Below are 16,562 nucleotides of genomic sequence, written 5' to 3' on the forward strand. Positions count from 1 at the left end.
GACGGGTTGTGGAAGGTCCCGGCGAGCGCCGGTGCGGTGGATGACCGGGCCGGGCGGCTAGGCCGGCGGCGGATCGGCCTCCGGCACGAGATCGACCTGCTTGCCGTCGTCCTCGGCGGCCGGTTGGTGGCCGGCGATCTGGTCCTCGCCGGTGGCGAGGTAGCGCAGGACGGCGTACACCACGGCGACGAACGGTACGGCGAGCACCGCGCCGGGGATGCCTTCGAGGAGGCCGCCGCCGGCGATCGAGACCGCCACCACCAACGGATGTAGCCGGACGTAGCGACCGACCAGCATCGGCTGCAGGTAGTGCGCCTCGATCTGGTTGTCGATGATCAGGATTCCGGCCAGGACGGCGCCGAGCACGGTCCCTCGAGTCACCAGGGTGATGGCGACCGCCAGCGAGCCGAAGATGATCGAACCGACGATCGGCAGGAAGCTGCCGAGGAAGACGAGCAGGGTCAGCGGTGCCACCAGCGGGACCCGCATCGCGCTGAGCGCGACCGCCGCAACCACCCCGTGGATGACCGCAATGATGAACGTCCCGCGCACGAAGCCGGCCAACCGGTCCCACGCCTGGTCGCCGGCGCCGCGCACCCGCGCTCGGGCGTTGGCCGGGAAGAGGTGGACGATCCAGCCCCAGATTTGGTCGCCGTCGTACAGCAGGAAGAAGGTCATGAACAACCACAGCACGAACGCGCCGAGCGCTTCGGCCACCGTTGCGATGCCACTGACCGCACCGGATGCGACGGCGGACTCGTGCTTGCTGAGGTACTTCGTGATGGTGTTGCCGACGCTCGACGTGGAGGACGACTTCACGTGCAGGTCGACGGTGAGGAAGTGCCGGAAGCGGGTGACGGCGTTCGAGGTCTGGCTGACCAGCTGCGGGTACTCGTCGATCGCCCGGTCGACGACGAAGATCGAGATCCCGCCGAGGACCAGCGCTGCCAGGATGACCGTGGTCCAGGTCGCCGCGAGCCGGCGGATGCCTCGGTGGCGGAGTAACCGCACCAGCGGATAGGCGAGCGAGGTTGCGAACATCGCGCCGAAGAACGGCAGCACGATGAAGTACAGCCGGTCGAACAACCGCACGACGAGGTAGCCGGCGAGCGCCAGCACGAGCAGTCGCCAGGCCCAGCCGGCGAGGTCGGCGAGCAGGGCCGGCACCGGCATCGGCGAGCGTTCGGTCAGCGGGCCGGCGGCCGATCCGCGATCCGCCGAGGCTTTCTCGCTCACAGCGCCACTCTTTCACCAAGGTGACGCAACTAACCGGCTGCGCGTACGTGGCGCGCCGGGGACGCTATCGACTCAGCGAGGGATGCCGATCGGGTGGCCGGCCGCTTCGGCGAGCATGCGGATGCCGGTCACGATGCCTCCGGCCAGGTCACCGCCGGCGAACGACGTCGTCATCGACAGCGCGGCGAGTGCGCAGGCGCGGTCCGAGATCCGGCGCCCGGAAGCCTCACCGGTCACCACCTCGAGTAGCCGGTCGCCGGGCGAAACGAGGACGAGCACGGTGTCGGTCGCACGAGGCCCGAACTCGGCGTGCAGCCGTTCGGCCGCGTCGCGAATGTCGCCTTCGACGTCGCCGATGTAGACCGAGAAGGTCAGGCCGGTTTCCGAGTGGGCGGTCTCGACCACCTTCTCGATGCTGCGCGCCTGCTCGCTGGTGAACGCCTCACCACTCGGCACTTGCGCCACCTCGAGCCGTCGAGTCGGAGCTCACCGTGCCGGGCGCCGCACCGGTCCCAGCCTCGGCCGGCGCCGCGACGGCCACCTCTGCCGGCCGTCCGATCCAGCGCGGCGCGTGGTCCCACGGGCGGCCCGGGCGATACCGCGGCCGCGACAGCGCGGACGGCAGCAGCGCCAACCCGGCGATGATGAGGAATGCCCCGAGCGGGACGACGACGAACAGCAGGATCGTGTTGCCGACCCCCAGCGAGGGTCCGGAGACCTCTCCGTCGTCAGGCTTCAGCTTGGCCAGCGCCGGGCCGGCCGAGACGAGCACCGGCACGATGGTCGCGATCGCGACGATCGCCACCCGCCGGGCGATGCGGTTTCTCACAAGCGCTGAACCTATCCAACCCATGGCGGCGGGCTACCAGCAGGCCGGGTGTCGATCGACCCACGGCGCGGCCGCCTCGAGCTGGGCTGCCAGCCGCAGCAGGGTGACCTCGTCGCAGGGCCGCCCGACCAGCTGGATCCCGATCGGCAGGCCGGCGTCGGTCCAGTACAGCGGCACCGAGACCGCCGGCTGCCCGCTCATGTTGTACGGCGCGGTGAACGGCGTGAACCGCTTCTGGTTCTCGAAGTCGGCCGCCGGGTCGTCGTCGTTGCGCAGCTGGCCGACCAGTGGCGGCGGCTGCGCCAACGTCGGCGTGAGCACCGCGTCGTACTGCTGGGTCGCCTCGATCTCCGCGCGCGCCGCCAGCCGTAGGGCGGACAGCGCGCCGTGGAAGTCGCTGCCGGAAAGGCCGCGGCCCCGGTCGCGGATCCAGCGCGTGAGCGGCCGCAGCTTGGGTTCGTCCGCCGGGTCGATCGGCAGGGCCACGAACTCCATCGCCCAGACCGCTTCGAAAGCCGGGACGAGCGCCGCCGTGAACGTGGTCGTGTGCTCGACCACGTCGTGGCCGAGGTCCGAGAGCAGCGAGGCGGCCGCGTCGTAGGCCGCCAGGCACTCCGGAGCCGGTTCGGCGTCGCCCACGACCGGCGTCGCGTACCGCCCGATCCGTAGCCGGCGCGGTTCGTCGTCGCAGGCAGCGAGGAACGAACCGTGCGGTGGCGGAGCCCAGATCCAGTCGCTCGGGGCCGGCCCCGCCATCGCGTCGAGCAGCGCGGCGGCGTCACGCACGGTGCGCGCCAGCGGCCCGTTGGTCGCCAGGCCGCTGATCTCCGGGCTGATCGGCGCGTTCGAGACCCGCCCGCGCGTGGGCTTGACCCCGAACAGGCCGCACAGGCTGGACGGGATCCGGATCGAGCCGCCGCCGTCGCTGCCCTGGGCGGCCGGCACCAGGCCGGCCGCGGTCGCCGCGCCGGCGCCACCGCTCGATCCCCCTGCCGAGCGCTCCAGGTCCCACGGCGTGCGTGCCGGCGGCGCCACGTCGGGCTCGGTGTAGCAGGGCAGGCCGAACTCCGGGGTGTTCGTCTTGCCGAGCGAGATGAGGCCGGCCGCCACCATCCGGGTGACGACGGCGTCGTCGATGCCGAAGTCGACCGGCTCCCACGCCGCCGTACCGAAGCGGGTGGGCACCCCGGCGGTCAGGTTGAGGTCCTTGATGGCGGTGGGCACGCCGTGCAGCGGGGGCAGGTCGGCACCCTCGGCTACCGCGCGCTCGGCCGCACGGGCCGCTGCGATCGACCGCTCGGGAGTCACCCTCACGAAGGCGCCGACCGACTCGTTGAGGGCGTCGATCCGGCCGAGGTAGTGCTCGACCAGCTCGACCGGCGACACCTTCTTGGCGCGGACGGCCTCGGCCTGCTCGAGCAGCGTCAGGTCGTGGAGGTCGCTCATCGGCCCTCCCGCTCAGCCGCCGTTGCCGGCCCGCACCGGGCCGATGCCGGTGCGCCCGGCCGAGGTCGAGCAGACCTGGCCCGAGTCGTGCAGGAACAGTGCCGCCGTCTGGTTCGGTGGGTAGACGCGGATCCGCTTGGCCTTCTTCGGCTGGCAGGCCGAAGCGGCGAAATTGCCCACGTCGGGCAGCCGGGACAGCGCATTCGCCTGCCCGCCCGACGCCGCCAGCGTGATCGTGTGCTCGGCGCCGTGATCGCGCGACGACGGCTTGCCGATGATCGCACCGTTCGCGTCGAGGAACGACACGCCCGGATAGCCGAACAGCGTGCACGGGCTCGACCCGGTGTTGGTGAAGACCAGCACCTGGTACGTCGTACCGGCGGTCCCCTGGCTGATGCCGTAGCTCAGCTTGAGCTGGCTGGTGGCGCACGGCGCCGTCGACGGTGAGGGGGTTGCGGTGACCGTCACGGTCGTGGTCGGCGACGCCGACGGGTGGTGGCTGTGGTGGTGGGTCGGGGTCACGGTCGGAGTGCTGGTCGGCACGCTCGCGCTCGTCGACGGCCCGGCGACCGCGCCACCGGAGGAGCTCGAGCTGCAGGCCGCGGCGAGGACGGCAAGGCCGGCAAGGGCGGCAAACCGAAGCGCTGAGGTCTTCACGGTTTCGACCCTATGGCCTGCCGGCGTCGCAACCGTTCAACCGGACGGGGGACGGCGAGCGCGGCGGGCTGGCGGCGCTGGCCGGCTAGGCCGTGGCCTGCTCGATGTCGTCCAGCGCCGGGTCGTCGAGATAGGGCCGCCACTGCGGGTTCATCCGGCCGCTGCCGAGGACCCGCCAGGCGATCCCGGTCGGAGCCGCGGGCTGTCGCGGCATCCGCCAGCCGAGCTCGGCGATGACGCGATCCGCCTTTGCGTGGTTGCAGCGGCGGCAGCATGACACGACGTTCTCCCAGACATGCATGCCGCCCCGGCTTCGGGGCAGCACGTGGTCGATGCTGGTGGCCGGCGCGCGGCAGTAGACGCAGCGCCCGCCATCCCTCGCGAACACGGCCCGCCGCGTCAGTGGCACGGTCGCCCGATAGGGCACCCGGACGTAACGGGTGAGCCGCACCACCAAGGGGACACGGAGGGTCACCCGCTCGCTGTGCAGCTCCGAGTCCCCGGACTCCACAGCGACGGCCTTGCCGGTGAGGACGAGGACGACGGCGCGCCGGGACGCCACGACGCAGAGTGGTTCGTACGTCGCGTTCAACACCAACGCGTTGCCCACACGATCCTCCTGTGCTCATCCTCCATGATCGAAGCCGCAGCGTCGAGCGACATCCGTGCATCCGGCGCTCGTATCCACGACGCCCTGATGCACGATGGAGTGGTGCAACCGCCCGGACCGCAGCCGATCTCGCTCGAGGGCACCGATGCTGCGCCGACCTTCTACGACTCGGTCGGCGGCCACGAGACGTTCGAAGCCCTGGTCAGCGGGTTCTACGCCCGGGTGTCTCAAGACCCGATCCTGACCGCGATCTACCCGCCGGACGACTGGGCCGGAGCGGCGCAGCGCCTGATGCTCTTCCTCGAGCAGTACTGGGGCGGTCCCCACACCTACTCCGAGCTGCGCGGCCACCCGCGGCTGCGAATGCGGCACGCCCCGTTCGCGATCGACGCGCGGGCACGCGATGCCTGGCTGGCGCACATGCGCGCCGCGCTCGACGACATCGCCCTGCCTGCCGGAGCCGACCAGGTGATCTGGAGCTATTTCACCTCGGCGGCCGAGTCGCTGATCAACACGCCGGCGGACTGAGAGCTACCCGGGCCGGTGCCCGACCGCGAACGTCCGGCGGAACGCGAAGACCGTCCCGAACTCCTCCGGCGGGTAGACGGCGCGCAACCGGGCGCCGCACTCGGACAGGAACTCGTCGATGGCCGCCTGGTCGCCGGCAAGCGCATCGAGCACCGGCCGCAGCGCGGTGCCCTTGATCCACTCGAGCACCGGGTCCTCGCCGCCGAGGACGTGCAGGTACTCCGCCTGCCAGACGTCCGGCTCGAGTCCCGCGGCGACCAGTGCCCGCAGATACGCGTCGGGTCGCTCGACCGCGATCCGGCGATCGGCGTCCCCACCCAGCCGTTCGCGCCAGCGGTCGGAGTTGCGGAGCTCCCGGACGACGGTATGGGAGGGCTGGTCGAAGTTGTCGGGGACCTGGAACGCGAGCGCCCCGCCCGGCGCAAGCCATTCGGCCATCCCGGCCAGCAGCTCGAGATGCCCCGGGACCCACTGCAGGACCGCGTTCGCCACCACCAGGTCGACCGGCGCAGCGGGCCGCCATTCGCGAAGGTCGGCGCGCACGAACTCCAGCCGGCCGGGGATCGCCAGCGGCTCGGCCGCGGCGATCATGTCAACGGAGCTGTCGACCCCGACGACGGTCGCGTCCGGCCATCGCTCGGCCAAGGATCTGGTGAGGGAGCCGGGCCCGCAGCCGACGTCAGCGATCCGGCCGGGCCGCTCGACCCGGACCCGGGCGACCAGCTCGCGGAACGGACGGCCGCGCTCGTCGGCGTACCGGTCGTACTGCGCGGGATCCCACCGGTAGCCCGGCGGCATCAGTCGCGGCCGAGCCGGCGGTAGGTCGTGCGATGCGGCCGGGCGGCCTCCTCGCCGAGCCGGTCGACCTTGTTCCGCTCGTAGTCGCTGAACCCGCCTTCGAACCAGAACCACCGGCCCGGCTCGTCCTCGGTGCCCTCCCACGCCAAGATGTGGGTCGCCACCTTGTCCAGGAACCACCGGTCGTGGCTGATCACGACGGCACACCCGGGGAAGTCCTCGAGCGCGTCCTCGAGCGAGCGCAGCGTCTCGACGTCGAGGTCGTTGGTCGGCTCGTCGAGCAGCAGCACGTTCCCGCCCGCCTTGAGCGTGAGCGCCAGGTTCAAGCGGTTGCGCTCACCGCCGGACAGCACGCCGGCCGGCTTCTGCTGGTCCGGACCCTTGAACCCGAACGACGCGACGTAGGCCCGGCTGTTGATCTCGGTCTTGCCGACCCGGATGTAGTCGGTGCCGCCGGACACGGTCTCCCACAGCGTCTGCTTCGGGTCCAGGCCGGTTCGGCCCTGATCCACGTAGGAGATCTCGACGGTGTCGCCGATCCGCAGCTGCCCGTCGTCCGGCTTCTCATCGCCGATGATCATCTTGAACAGCGTGGTCTTGCCGACGCCGTTCGGGCCCATCACGCCGACGATGCCGCCCGGCGGCAACGAGAACGACAGGTTCTCGATCAAAACCCGGTCGCCGAAGCCCTTGGTCAGGTCCTCGGCCTCGATGACCAATGTTCCGAGGCGCGGGCCCGGCGGGATCTGGATCGCGTCGGTCTCGGCCGGTCGCGCGCGGTCGGCCTCGGCCACCAGCTCCTCGAAGCGGGCGAGCCGGGCCTTGCTCTTCGCCTGCCGGGCGCGCGGGCTGGACCGCACCCACTCCAGCTCGCGCTCGATCTCCTTCTTGCGCTTGGCGTCCTTGGCGCCCTCGACCTTGATCCGGGCCGCCTTGGTCTCGAGGTACGTCGTGTAGTTGCCTTCGTACGGGTAGGCGCGGCCGCGGTCGAGCTCGAGGATCCACTCGGCCACGTTGTCGAGGAAGTACCGGTCGTGGGTGACGGCGAGCACGGTGCCCGGGTAGGACGCCAGATGCTGCTCCAGCCACGCGACGCTCTCTGCATCGAGGTGGTTGGTGGGCTCGTCGAGCAACAGCAGGTCGGGCTGCTCGAGCAACAGCCGGCACAGCGCGACCCGCCGACGCTCGCCGCCCGAGAGCACGGTGACGTCTGCGTCGCCCGGCGGCAGCCGCAACGCATCCATGGCCATCTCGATCCGGCTGTCGAGGTCCCATCCGCCCGAGTGGTCGATCTTGTCCTGCAGGACGCCCATCTCGGTGCCCAGCTCGTCGGTGTACTCCACCGCCATCTGCTCGGCGATCTCGTTGTAGCGGTCGAGCAGCGCCTTGATGCCGGCAACCGCCTCGTCGACGTTGCCCCGGACATCCTTGGTCTCGTCCAGCGGAGGTTCCTGGAGCAGGATCCCGACCGTGTAGTCCGGGGACAGGATCGCGTCGCCGTTGGACGGCGTGTCCATCCCGGCCATGATCTTGAGGACGCTCGACTTCCCCGCGCCGTTCGGACCGACCACGCCGATCTTCGCTCCGGGCAGGAAGGCGAGCGTGACGTTGTCGAGGATCACCTTGTCGCCGTGCGCTTTTCGCACGTTGCGCATCGAGTAGATGTATTGAGCCACGCCCCCAGGCTACGGATCGCACCAAACCCCACGATCCGCCCGACTCAGGCGGCCACCTGCTCGAGCGGCTGCACCGCTACCGTGGCCGCCGGGGGCGGGGCCGACCCGCGGCCGGAGTCGCCCGCCTCCGCGCGCGACGGGCGCCGCAGGTCGGCGGGGCAGCGGGAGAGGTCGGGCCCGACCGCGATCGCGTCGATCTCGTGCACGCTGCGCCGGTTGCCCTGCTTGTCGTCGTACGTCCGGTGCAGCAGGCGGCCGTGCACCAACACGCTGTCTCCCTTGCGCAGGCTGGCGAGCACGTTGCCGCCGAGGGAACGCCAGCACGACACCGATATATAGAGGGTGTCGCCGTCCTTGAACTCCCCGCTCGCCCGGTCGAAGCGCCGGCTGCTCGATGCAACCCGGAAGTGCACGACGGTCGCCCCGGCGGCCGTTGCCCTGGCGTTCGGGTCGGCAACGAGGTTGCCCTGCACGGTCACGAGAGTGTCCATCGCATCGCTCCTGCCTGCTCGCGGGATCCGGCAGCCGCCGGCCCGACCACGATGCCGCGAGTGCGCAGCCGCCGGCGCGGCCGAAGACCTGCTGTGGACGGGGCTGCCCGGCTCTCGATCGGTGGACGGCGATGTGGCACCGTGTCGGCGCATGAGCACAGCAATGACGGACTTCGAAGGCAAGGTCGCGCTCGTCACCGGGGCGACCCGCGGGATCGGCCTGGGGATCGCCGCCGAACTCGTCGCGCGAGGCGCTTCGGTGTGCATCACCGCGCGCAAGCCGGACGAGCTCGACGCGGCCGTGGCGCAGCTGGACCCGGACGGTTCGGGCCGGGCCATCGCCGCTCGCGGCAGTGCCGACGACGCCGAGCACCAGCAGGCCGCGGTCGCCGCAGCGATCGAGACCTTCGGGCGGCTGGACTACCTGGTCAACAACGCGGCGGTGAACCCGCAGTACGGCCCGCTGATGGACGCCGATCTCGGTGCCGTGCGCAAGATTCTCGAGGTGAACGTCGTCGCCGCGCTGGCCTGGACGCAGCTCGCCTGGCGGGCTTGGCTCGGCGAGCACGGCGGCGCCGTCCTGAACGTCGCATCCGTTGGCGGCATCGCCGCCGGATCAGCGATCGGCGCGTACAACGCCAGCAAGGCAGCGCTGATTCATCTCACCCGGCAGCTGGCCGGCGAGCTCGCACCAGGAGTGCGCGTCAACGCGATCGCGCCGGCGGTGGTCAAGACGTTCTTCGCCCGGGCGCTCTACGAGGCCGACGAGGAAGCGGTCGCGAGCATGTACCCGATGAAGCGGCTCGGCGTTCCGACGGACACCGCCAAGCTGGCCGCGTTCCTGCTCTCCGACGACGCCGGGTGGATCACCGGCCAGACCGTGGTGATCGATGGCGGCATCACGTCGGTCGGCAGGGTCTGAGCGCTAGACCAGGTCGCCGGACAGTGCGCGGTGGCCGATCGCGACCAGCGGAGCGATCCGGGAGCCCATCTCGACGAAGCCGTCGCCGATCATCGCCCCTGCCCGGCCACGGGCCGCAACGCCGGCCAGTACGACGGCCAGCTTGAAGCAGGCGAAGCCGACGTACCACGGCAGCGCGGAGAGGTCCCGACCGGTCGAAGCGGCGTAGCGCTCGATCAGCTCGTGCCGGCTCGGGAAGCCCGGGAGCCGGGTCACGGACGGCAGCAGATGCGCCGCGCGGTAGGCCTCATCGTCGGCGCTCTCCTGCCAGTACACGAAGAACAGGCCGACGTCCGCGAGCGGATCACCGAGGGTGGACAGCTCCCAGTCGAGCACGGCGGCGACCTTGCCCGGAGTCGCCGGGTCGAGCAGGACGTTGTCCATCCGGTAGTCGCCGTGGACGACCGGCCCCGACGGCGAGCCCGGGACCTCTGCGGTGAGCCGCTCGGCCAGCCGGTCCAGCTCGGCGCCGCCCGACGGGTCGGACTCGCGGGTCGCCTCCCACTGCGTGGTCCAGCGCCGGATCTGCCGCGAGAGGTAGCCCTCGGGCCGGCCGTAGTCCGCCAGCCCGATCGCTGCGGGCTCGACGGCATGCAGCTCCGCCAACACGTCGATGAGCCCGGTCGCGATTGCGCGCCGCTCGGCGTCTTCGGTGGCGTAGCCCTCCGGAAGCACGTCGCGTACGACGTAACCCTCGACCCGGTCCATGACGTAGAACGGCGCACCGATCACCTCGTCGTCGGCACACAGGGCGAGGGTTTTCGGCACGGGCACCGGCGTCCGGCCGAGCGCGGTGATCACGCGGTGCTCGCGGGCCATGTCGTGCGCGGTCGGCAGCCGGTTGGACAGCGGCGGCCGGCGCAGCACGGCGCGGCCGGCCGCCGAGGAGACGTAGAAGGTGAGGTTGGAACGCCCGCCGGCCACCAGCTCGAGCGTGCAGTCCCGCCAGCCGTCGTCGCCGAGCTCGGCCGCGAGGTAGGCGCCGACCGCATGATGCGGCGCGGCGCGCTCCGCGAGCGCGGTGACGTCCTCGGATGGCGTGCTCATCGGTGCGGTCATCCTCGCGCGTCGTCGGGCGGCGCGCCGTCGCCGCCCGAGCCCGGGTCGTACCGGCCGGCCCGGCCACCCGAGGGGAGCACGACCTGGGTGCATCGGCTGGTGGCGAGCAGCTCGTCCGTTGCCTCGCCGCGATACAGCTCGGCGGCGCAGAAGACGACCCGGCGGGTCCGGCGCACCACCCAACCATGCGCGGTCAGCGCGCCGACCTGGGCCGAGCGTAGGAACTCGACGCGGAGGTCGGCGGTGAGGAACGCCTCGCTGCGGTCGAGGACGGTCCAGCACGCGCCGCCCATCGCCGCGTCGAGCAACGCGGTCACCAGCCCGCCCTGCACGATCGGCCCGTTCGAGGTCGGGAAGCAGTAGTCCGGTGTTGCGTCCCATGCGACCGATGTCGCACCCGGCTCCCACGACAACCGGCGGTAGCCGAGCGTCGTCCAGAGGTGCGGCCCGCTCACCCGGCCCGCGTCCCACTCGTCGATGTCGGTGAACCGCTCCCCCGGCCGCACCGGCCGACGTTCAGTCATGGTCGGACAGTCTGCCGCAGGCGGGTCGAGCAGCGCGGCGGCCGGTCCAGCGCGGCCGGCCGCCGCGACATCCTGTGCCGCTCAGTCGCTCGGGATCCCGTTCGAGGGAGCGGTTGCCTGCGGCGTCGTGTACGGCGTGATCGGACCGCTCCCGTCATCCGTCGTGAGCGGCTGGCCGAACAGATGGATGGCAAGTCCCTTGATGATCCCCATCTGTGCGCCGGTGTAGCCGGAGTGGTCGGTCGGCGAGTAGGCGAACGGCACCAGACCGGGCCCGGAGAACTTCGTGTTCTCGACTGCGGACACGATGCTCGCACGGGTCGGGTTCTGACCCGCCGCCTTCAGGGCCTCGGCGAAGGTGTACGCCGCCGCCATGCCGTACTCCACGTTGCCGTCGAACGGCAGCTTCGGGATGTACTTGTTGTGGATCTTCTCGAACAGCTTGATCCAGCTGTTGGACGGATCGGCCGGCGACGACAGGTAGCCGTCGGTGATGATCCCCTGGACGAGCTGCTTGCCCGGCGCTGCGCCCTTGGAGAACGTCGTCAGCAGCCCGGAGAGCGTCTTCGGGTCGGAGCCGACGTTGCTGACGACCAGCTGCGGAGCGAACTTCAGCTGCAGTGAGGTCAGCTGAAGAAGTGCCGTGAACGCCGGGACACTGAACGACACGACGACCTGAGCACCCGAGGACTGCAGCTTCTGCACGAGCGGCGTGACCGTCGTGTTGGTCGGGTCGTAGTACTGCGTCGTGACGATCTGGCTCTTCGGGATCTCCATGTCGAGACCCTTGACGCCGTTCCTCCCGAAGTCGTCGCCCTGGGCGAAGATCCCGATCTTCTTGCCCTTGAAGTGCTGCGCGACGTACTGGCCGAGGATCTTGCCCTCGCGGGTGTAGTCCGGCTGCCAGCCGAAGGTCTCCGGGTCCTGGCTCACGTTGTTCCAGCACAGGCAGCCGGATGCGACGAACAGGTCGGGCACCTTCTGCTGGTTGAGGAACGGCACGACCGCCTCGTGGGTCGGTGTGCCGAGTCCGTTGAAGATGGCGAACACGTGGTCCTGCTCGACCAGCTTGTGGACGTCGGCGACCGTCTTCGTCGGGTCGTAGGCGTCGTCGAGGTACTTGTAGATGATCGTGCGCCCGTTGATCCCGCCGTGCGCGTTGACCCACTTGAAGTAGGCATTCGACGCCGGCGCGATCTCGTCGTACCCGGGAGCCGCGATGCCGGTCAGCGGCTGATGGCTACCGATGGTGACGGTCGTCGCCGTGATTCCGGGCGCCGACGCGGTGTTCGCCGTACTTGCCGAACCCGATGGACCTGGTGAGGACCCCCCGCTCCCACCACTGCTGCCACTGCTGCACGCCGTTACGGCGAGCGCCACCACGGCCCCGATGGCGAGCAACCGCAGAGGTGTCTTGGCCATAGCTCCTCCCAACGCTGGAGAAATCGCTGGGCCGGAACATATTCCGAATCTCGTTCTGTGCCTAGTTACTGGCGAGTTTTGTTTTGCCGCCGTTATCTCGCCAAAGCGTTGCGCGCCCCGAGCCGGGCCCGCGCTCCGAACCACCAACGGCGAAACAATCCCTGTAGTCCCAACGGAAAAACCAGCATGGCGACGACGAGAACGAGGCCGTACAGGAAGATCTGCAGGTTGTTGCTGACCTTGGCGGGTAGCGACACCGCGTTGGCCACATCCATCGCCCAGTTCGGCAGGAAGGTGATCAAGACTGCGCCGTATGCCGCTCCGGCCAGGCTCCCCAGCCCGCCGAACACCGCTGCAGCGAGCAGGAACAGCGAGATCTGCAACCCGAAGGAGTCAGGGCCGACCTGACCGAAGATGAGCGCCAGCAGGCCCCCGGCGAGGCCCGCGGACGCGGCGCTGACGACGAACGCGAGCACCTGGATCCGCGCCACCGACATGCCGGACAGCGATGCGGCGACTTCGTCGTCCCGGACCGCCCGGAACGCCCGGCCGACCCGGCTGCTGATCAGGTTCTGCAGCAGCAGCCACGTGAGGACCGCGGCCAGGCAGCAGATCCACGCCTGCCAGCGCGAGAAGTTGATGTCGTGCGGCGCGAGCGGTGCGTTGACCACGAGTCCGGTGTGGCCGCCGAGCGGCCCTTCCAGGTGCTGGTACTTGGGCAGCTCGGGCAGGCCGAGTGCAAGCGCGAGTGTGACGCCGGCGAGGTAGGGCCCGCGCAGGCGGGCCGCCGCGACCCCGACCAGCCCACCGATGACGGCGGCAACGCCGATCGCCGCGAGCATGACAAGAACCAGCTCGCTGTTGTCGGTGTGCGGATGGTGCTCGAGTAGCAGCGCGACCGTGTAGGCGCCGACGAACATGAACGCGCCGTTGCCGAGCGAGATCTGACCTGACAGCCCGGTCAGCACGGTGAGCCCGGCGATCGCGCAGAACTCGTACGCCACGGTCGCCACCTGCGAGTTGCGGTACTCGCCGAGGTGCTCGGTCAGGAGCAGAAGGAGGCCCGCGGCAACCAGCGCGATCAACAGGTGGCGCAGCAGCGATGAGCGCCCCAGCGGGCTGCCGATCCTGCGCAGGGCGGCGTTCATATCCGCCTCGTCGAGGTTCGCGCGAACAGGCCGTTGGGTCGGGTCATGAGCACCGCGATGAGCAGGAGCAGGACGAAGAAGCTGTCGACGTCGTTGCTCACGTAGTTGTCCAGCAACGACAGGGTGACGCCGACCACGATGCCGCCGACGATGGCGCCGACCGCCGAGTCGAGGCCGCCGATGACCGCCGCGGTGAAGCCGAGGATCAGCAAGCCGTCGAACCCGTTGGGGTTGATGTAGTTCGGTTGGGTGCCCGCGATCAGCACACCGGCGAGCGCGCCGACCCCCGCCGCGAGCGCCCAGCCGAAGGTCAGCAGCCGTCCGACTCGAACGCCCAGCATCCGCGCCACCTCGGGGCTGAACGCCGAGGCGCGCATGCGCAGGCCGACCGGGGTCGCGCGCAGCAGGATCGCGAGACCGATGGCGACCATTCCCACCGCGATGACCACGAACAGCAGCTCGGCCGAGAACAGGATCACCTGGTGGCCGGCGTGGTAGTAGTCCACCGAGAACTCGGCCGGATACGAGCTCAACCCGTTGCCCCAGATCATGCCCGCGCCGGCCTCGAGCATGAGCAGGATGCCCAGCGTCACGATGACCGGGTTCAGCGGTGGCCCGTTCTCCACCGGGCGGACCAAGATCCGCTCGACCACTGCACCGAGAGCCAGGCCGGCGACGATCGCCACCACCAGACCCAGCCAGTAGTTCTGGTGGTGGCGCGCGACGAGCTCCCAGGCGATGAACGTCGTGAACATCAACATTCCGCCCTGCGCAAAGTTCACGATCCGGGTCGAGCGCCAGATCAGCACGAGCGCGAGCGCGACCGCGGAGTAGATCAGCCCGTTCGCGATCCCGTAGATGATCAGGTTGATGACCGTCATCAGAACCCCAGATAGGCGTGTCGGAGCTTCTCGTCGCCCGCGAGCTCGGCGGCCGCGCCCTGGACCACGATCCGGCCGAGGTTCAGCACGACAGCGGTGTCCGCGACCGACAGCGCGCTGCGCGCGTTCTGCTCGACGAGTACGACGGTGAGCTTGAGCTCGTCCCGCAACCGGCGCAAGGTCGCCATGATCTGCGCGGTGATTCGCGGAGCCAGTCCGAGCGACGGCTCATCGAGCAGCAGCAGGCTGGGTCGGCTCATGAGCGCACGGCCGATCGCCAGCATCTGACGCTCACCGCCGGACAAGGTCTCCGCCGGCTTGCGGCTGCGGTCGGCCAGCGGCGGGAACAGCTCGAAGACCTCAGCCAGGCTCGTCCGGCACTCGGCCCGGTCGCCCCGCCACGCCGCGCCGAGCCGCAGGTTCTCTTCCACGGTGAGCTCGGTGATGACGCCCCGACCGTCCGGGACATGGGCGACCCCGTGCCGGACCACGTCCTCGATCTTCGTGGTCGTGAGGTCGTGATCGGCGTACCGGATCGTGCCGGATGCCGGGCGAACCAGGCCGTTGATCGAGCGCAGCATGGTCGTCTTGCCGGCGCCGTTCGCGCCGAGCACCGCCGTGATCTGACCGTCGGGGACCTCGAGGGTGACGTCGTCGAGCGCGCGGACGGATCCGTACGTCGTCACCACGTGGTCAAGCTCGAGCATCGCCCACCTCGCGGGTGGAGGCGTCGACCTGCTCGCCGAGGTATGCCTCGAGCACCTTCGGGTCGTCACGGACCTCGGCGGGGGTTCCGGTTGCGATGCACCGCCCGAAGTCGAGCACAGCGATCCGGTCGCACACCCCCATGACGAGGTCCATGTGGTGCTCCACGAGCAGCACCGCCGTCTCGTCCTTGAGACCGCGGACCAACTCGCTCAGCTCGGTCATCTCCTGAGCCGACAGTCCGGACGCCGGCTCGTCGAGCAACAGCAGCTTGGGCTCCGCGACCAGGGCGCGGGCGAGCGCGACCCGCTTCTGCACGCCGTACGGAAGCTGGCTGGGCAGCTGCGGCGCGGTCGACTCGATCCCCAGCCGGCGCAACGCCTCCAGCGCGCGACCGCGCAGCCGGCGCTCGTCGTTGTCGCTGTAGGGCAGACCGAACAGGCCGGAGGCGAACCACGCCTTCGCGTGCCGGTCGGCACCCACGAGGACGTTGTCGAGAACGCTCAGCTGAGGGAACAGCCCCAACGACTGAATCGTGCGGGCGATACCCAGCGACGCAAGCTGGTGCGGGCGATGGCGTTTCAACGGCATGCCCTGCCACTGCAACGATCCGCCGGTCGGGCGGACGAAGCCGCAGACGACGTTGAACAACGTGGTCTTGCCGGCGCCGTTCGGCCCGATGACTCCCACGACCTCGCCCGTGGAGACCCACGCCGAGACATCCGAGAGAGCGGTCAGCCCGCCGAACCGCACCGAGACATGCTCGACCTCGAGGAGCACCGCCACGCCGCGACCCTCCTACCGCCCGGCCCCCACCTCGTTTCCGGCGAACCCTAGCGGCGTGGTCGTCGCCCGGCTAGCGGTGGTCCTTGCGCTGCGCATCGAGGCGCGCGCGACGTGCCGCTTTTCACGAGCGGTCGGCGGGGTCGATCGACTGATCGGCGGGTCTACTTCGCGCGGGTTACCTGACGCGGATCGACCGGTTCACCGCAGTGCGCGCAGGTGAGCCGGGCAACCAGCCGATGACCGCAGGAGTGCTCGAGCGGCATCGGCGGCCCGCTCCTCAGCGGGCGATGCCGATCGCCCCACTGCATGAGAGTGAGGATCACCGGGTACAGGTCGCGCCCGGCAGCAGTCAGAACGTACTCGTCGCGCGGCGGGTGCTCGCTGTAACGCCGGCGTTCGAGAATGCCGTGGTCGACCAGGGTGCGCAGGCGGGCGGCGAGAGTGTCGCGCGGCGCGCCGGTGTTGTGCAGCATCTCCTCGAACCGACGGCTGCCGAGAAAGACCTCGCGGACCGCGAGCAGCGCCCATTTCTCGCCGACGATCTCCAGTGTGCGGGCGACCGAGCAGGTGCGGGGAGCAGCGGCGGTGACGGCCATGCCGCCAAGCCTAGCGCAGTCAGTCGGTTTTTCGGACTAACTCGTGGTAGCGTCAGTCCGGATTTCGGACTCACCACCCGTGGAGGCCGCTGTGACCCTCGCCGACGCCGCCGTTTCGCATCGCCGGCTCTCCCCCGCCGCGATCGCCGTCGCCGTGCTGTCGCTCGGCGTCTTCATGTCGAGCCTCGACCTGTTCATCGTCAATCTCG

At 70.2% G+C, this 16,562-nt stretch carries 19 protein-coding genes; 2 read left to right on the top strand and 17 right to left on the bottom strand.

The annotated features are described in order from the left end of the window. Positions 1–57: 57 nt before the first annotated feature. The 6 genes from VME70_17050 to VME70_17075 form a co-directional block, all read right to left on the bottom strand. Positions 58–1,236 (bottom strand): AI-2E family transporter, encoded by a 1,179-nt coding sequence (locus VME70_17050; GenBank protein ID HTW21904.1) that lies wholly within the window; start codon positions 1,234–1,236, stop codon positions 58–60. A gap of 72 nt (positions 1,237–1,308) precedes the next feature. Continuing rightward, positions 1,309–1,692 (bottom strand): DUF5130 family protein, encoded by a 384-nt coding sequence (locus VME70_17055; GenBank protein HTW21905.1) that lies wholly within the window; start codon positions 1,690–1,692, stop codon positions 1,309–1,311. Further along, positions 1,679–2,065 carry a hypothetical protein gene (locus VME70_17060; protein HTW21906.1) on the bottom strand — a complete coding sequence of 129 codons (387 nt, stop codon included), beginning with the start codon at positions 2,063–2,065 and terminating at the stop codon, positions 1,679–1,681. The genes VME70_17055 and VME70_17060 overlap by 14 nt, the downstream gene beginning before the upstream one ends. Positions 2,066–2,098: 33 nt before the next feature. Further along, positions 2,099–3,511 (bottom strand): amidase, encoded by a 1,413-nt coding sequence (locus VME70_17065; protein ID HTW21907.1) that lies wholly within the window; start codon positions 3,509–3,511, stop codon positions 2,099–2,101. Positions 3,512–3,523: 12 nt separating this feature from the next. Further along, complete coding sequence (locus VME70_17070; protein HTW21908.1) at positions 3,524–4,168, bottom strand: DUF4232 domain-containing protein; 645 nt, start codon at positions 4,166–4,168, stop codon at positions 3,524–3,526. 85 nt (positions 4,169–4,253) lie between these two features. Beyond that, positions 4,254–4,778, bottom strand: coding sequence for an HNH endonuclease (locus tag VME70_17075; protein ID HTW21909.1), 525 nt, complete (start codon positions 4,776–4,778; stop codon positions 4,254–4,256). Positions 4,779–4,880: 102 nt separating this feature from the next. On the opposite strand from VME70_17075, the gene VME70_17080 reads away from it, so the two are divergent. Further along, on the top strand, positions 4,881–5,306 hold the full coding sequence (locus VME70_17080; GenBank protein HTW21910.1) for a globin: 426 nt from the start codon (positions 4,881–4,883) through the stop codon (positions 5,304–5,306). A gap of 3 nt (positions 5,307–5,309) precedes the next feature. Here the strand turns inward: VME70_17080 and VME70_17085 are convergent, their stop codons facing one another. Genes VME70_17085 through ssb form a run of 3 tightly spaced genes read right to left on the bottom strand, consistent with a single transcriptional unit; the run spans position 5,310 to position 8,271 of the window. Next, positions 5,310–6,104, bottom strand: a complete 795-nt coding sequence (locus VME70_17085) for a methyltransferase domain-containing protein (GenBank protein ID HTW21911.1) — start codon at positions 6,102–6,104, stop codon at positions 5,310–5,312. Beyond that, positions 6,104–7,780, bottom strand: a complete 1,677-nt coding sequence (ettA, locus tag VME70_17090) for an energy-dependent translational throttle protein EttA (protein HTW21912.1) — start codon at positions 7,778–7,780, stop codon at positions 6,104–6,106. The genes VME70_17085 and ettA overlap by 1 nt, the downstream gene beginning before the upstream one ends. A 44-nt stretch (positions 7,781–7,824) precedes the next feature. Continuing rightward, entirely contained in the window at positions 7,825–8,271 is a 447-nt protein-coding gene (gene ssb / locus VME70_17095) for a single-stranded DNA-binding protein (GenBank protein ID HTW21913.1), read from the bottom strand. A 151-nt stretch (positions 8,272–8,422) separates the two neighbouring features. Between ssb and VME70_17100 the strand changes: the two genes are divergently transcribed. Beyond that, entirely contained in the window at positions 8,423–9,193 is a 771-nt protein-coding gene (locus tag VME70_17100; GenBank protein ID HTW21914.1) for an SDR family oxidoreductase, read from the top strand. Positions 9,194–9,196: 3 nt separating this feature from the next. On the opposite strand, the gene VME70_17105 is transcribed toward VME70_17100, so the two are convergent. The 8 genes from VME70_17105 to VME70_17140 form a co-directional block, all read right to left on the bottom strand. After that, the gene (locus VME70_17105; GenBank protein ID HTW21915.1) at positions 9,197–10,279 is read right to left on the bottom strand and encodes a phosphotransferase family protein; all 1,083 of its coding nucleotides are present in this window, start codon (positions 10,277–10,279) and stop codon (positions 9,197–9,199) included. 8 nt (positions 10,280–10,287) lie between these two features. Next, positions 10,288–10,815, bottom strand: a complete 528-nt coding sequence (locus VME70_17110; protein ID HTW21916.1) for a PaaI family thioesterase — start codon at positions 10,813–10,815, stop codon at positions 10,288–10,290. A gap of 81 nt (positions 10,816–10,896) precedes the next feature. Then, the gene (locus VME70_17115) at positions 10,897–12,237 is read right to left on the bottom strand and encodes an ABC transporter substrate-binding protein (protein HTW21917.1); all 1,341 of its coding nucleotides are present in this window, start codon (positions 12,235–12,237) and stop codon (positions 10,897–10,899) included. Positions 12,238–12,329: 92 nt separating this feature from the next. Continuing rightward, the gene (locus VME70_17120; GenBank protein ID HTW21918.1) at positions 12,330–13,385 is read right to left on the bottom strand and encodes a branched-chain amino acid ABC transporter permease; all 1,056 of its coding nucleotides are present in this window, start codon (positions 13,383–13,385) and stop codon (positions 12,330–12,332) included. Beyond that, on the bottom strand, positions 13,382–14,266 hold the full coding sequence (locus VME70_17125) for a branched-chain amino acid ABC transporter permease (GenBank protein HTW21919.1): 885 nt from the start codon (positions 14,264–14,266) through the stop codon (positions 13,382–13,384). Before VME70_17125 ends, VME70_17120 begins: the two co-directional genes overlap by 4 nt. Further along, entirely contained in the window at positions 14,266–14,973 is a 708-nt protein-coding gene (locus VME70_17130) for an ABC transporter ATP-binding protein (protein ID HTW21920.1), read from the bottom strand. The genes VME70_17125 and VME70_17130 overlap by 1 nt, the downstream gene beginning before the upstream one ends. After that, a complete protein-coding gene (locus tag VME70_17135; GenBank protein HTW21921.1) occupies positions 14,960–15,757 on the bottom strand; it encodes an ABC transporter ATP-binding protein in 798 nt (265 codons plus the stop codon). Before VME70_17135 ends, VME70_17130 begins: the two co-directional genes overlap by 14 nt. A gap of 161 nt (positions 15,758–15,918) precedes the next feature. Beyond that, positions 15,919–16,353: a helix-turn-helix domain-containing protein gene (locus VME70_17140; protein ID HTW21922.1), complete on the bottom strand. Its 435-nt coding sequence runs from the start codon at positions 16,351–16,353 to the stop codon at positions 15,919–15,921. Positions 16,354–16,562 lie beyond the last annotated feature (209 nt).

The organism is Mycobacteriales bacterium, from assembly GCA_035504215.1.
In the GTDB taxonomy this organism is placed as follows: Bacteria; Actinomycetota; Actinomycetes; order JAFAQI01; family JAFAQI01; genus DATAUK01.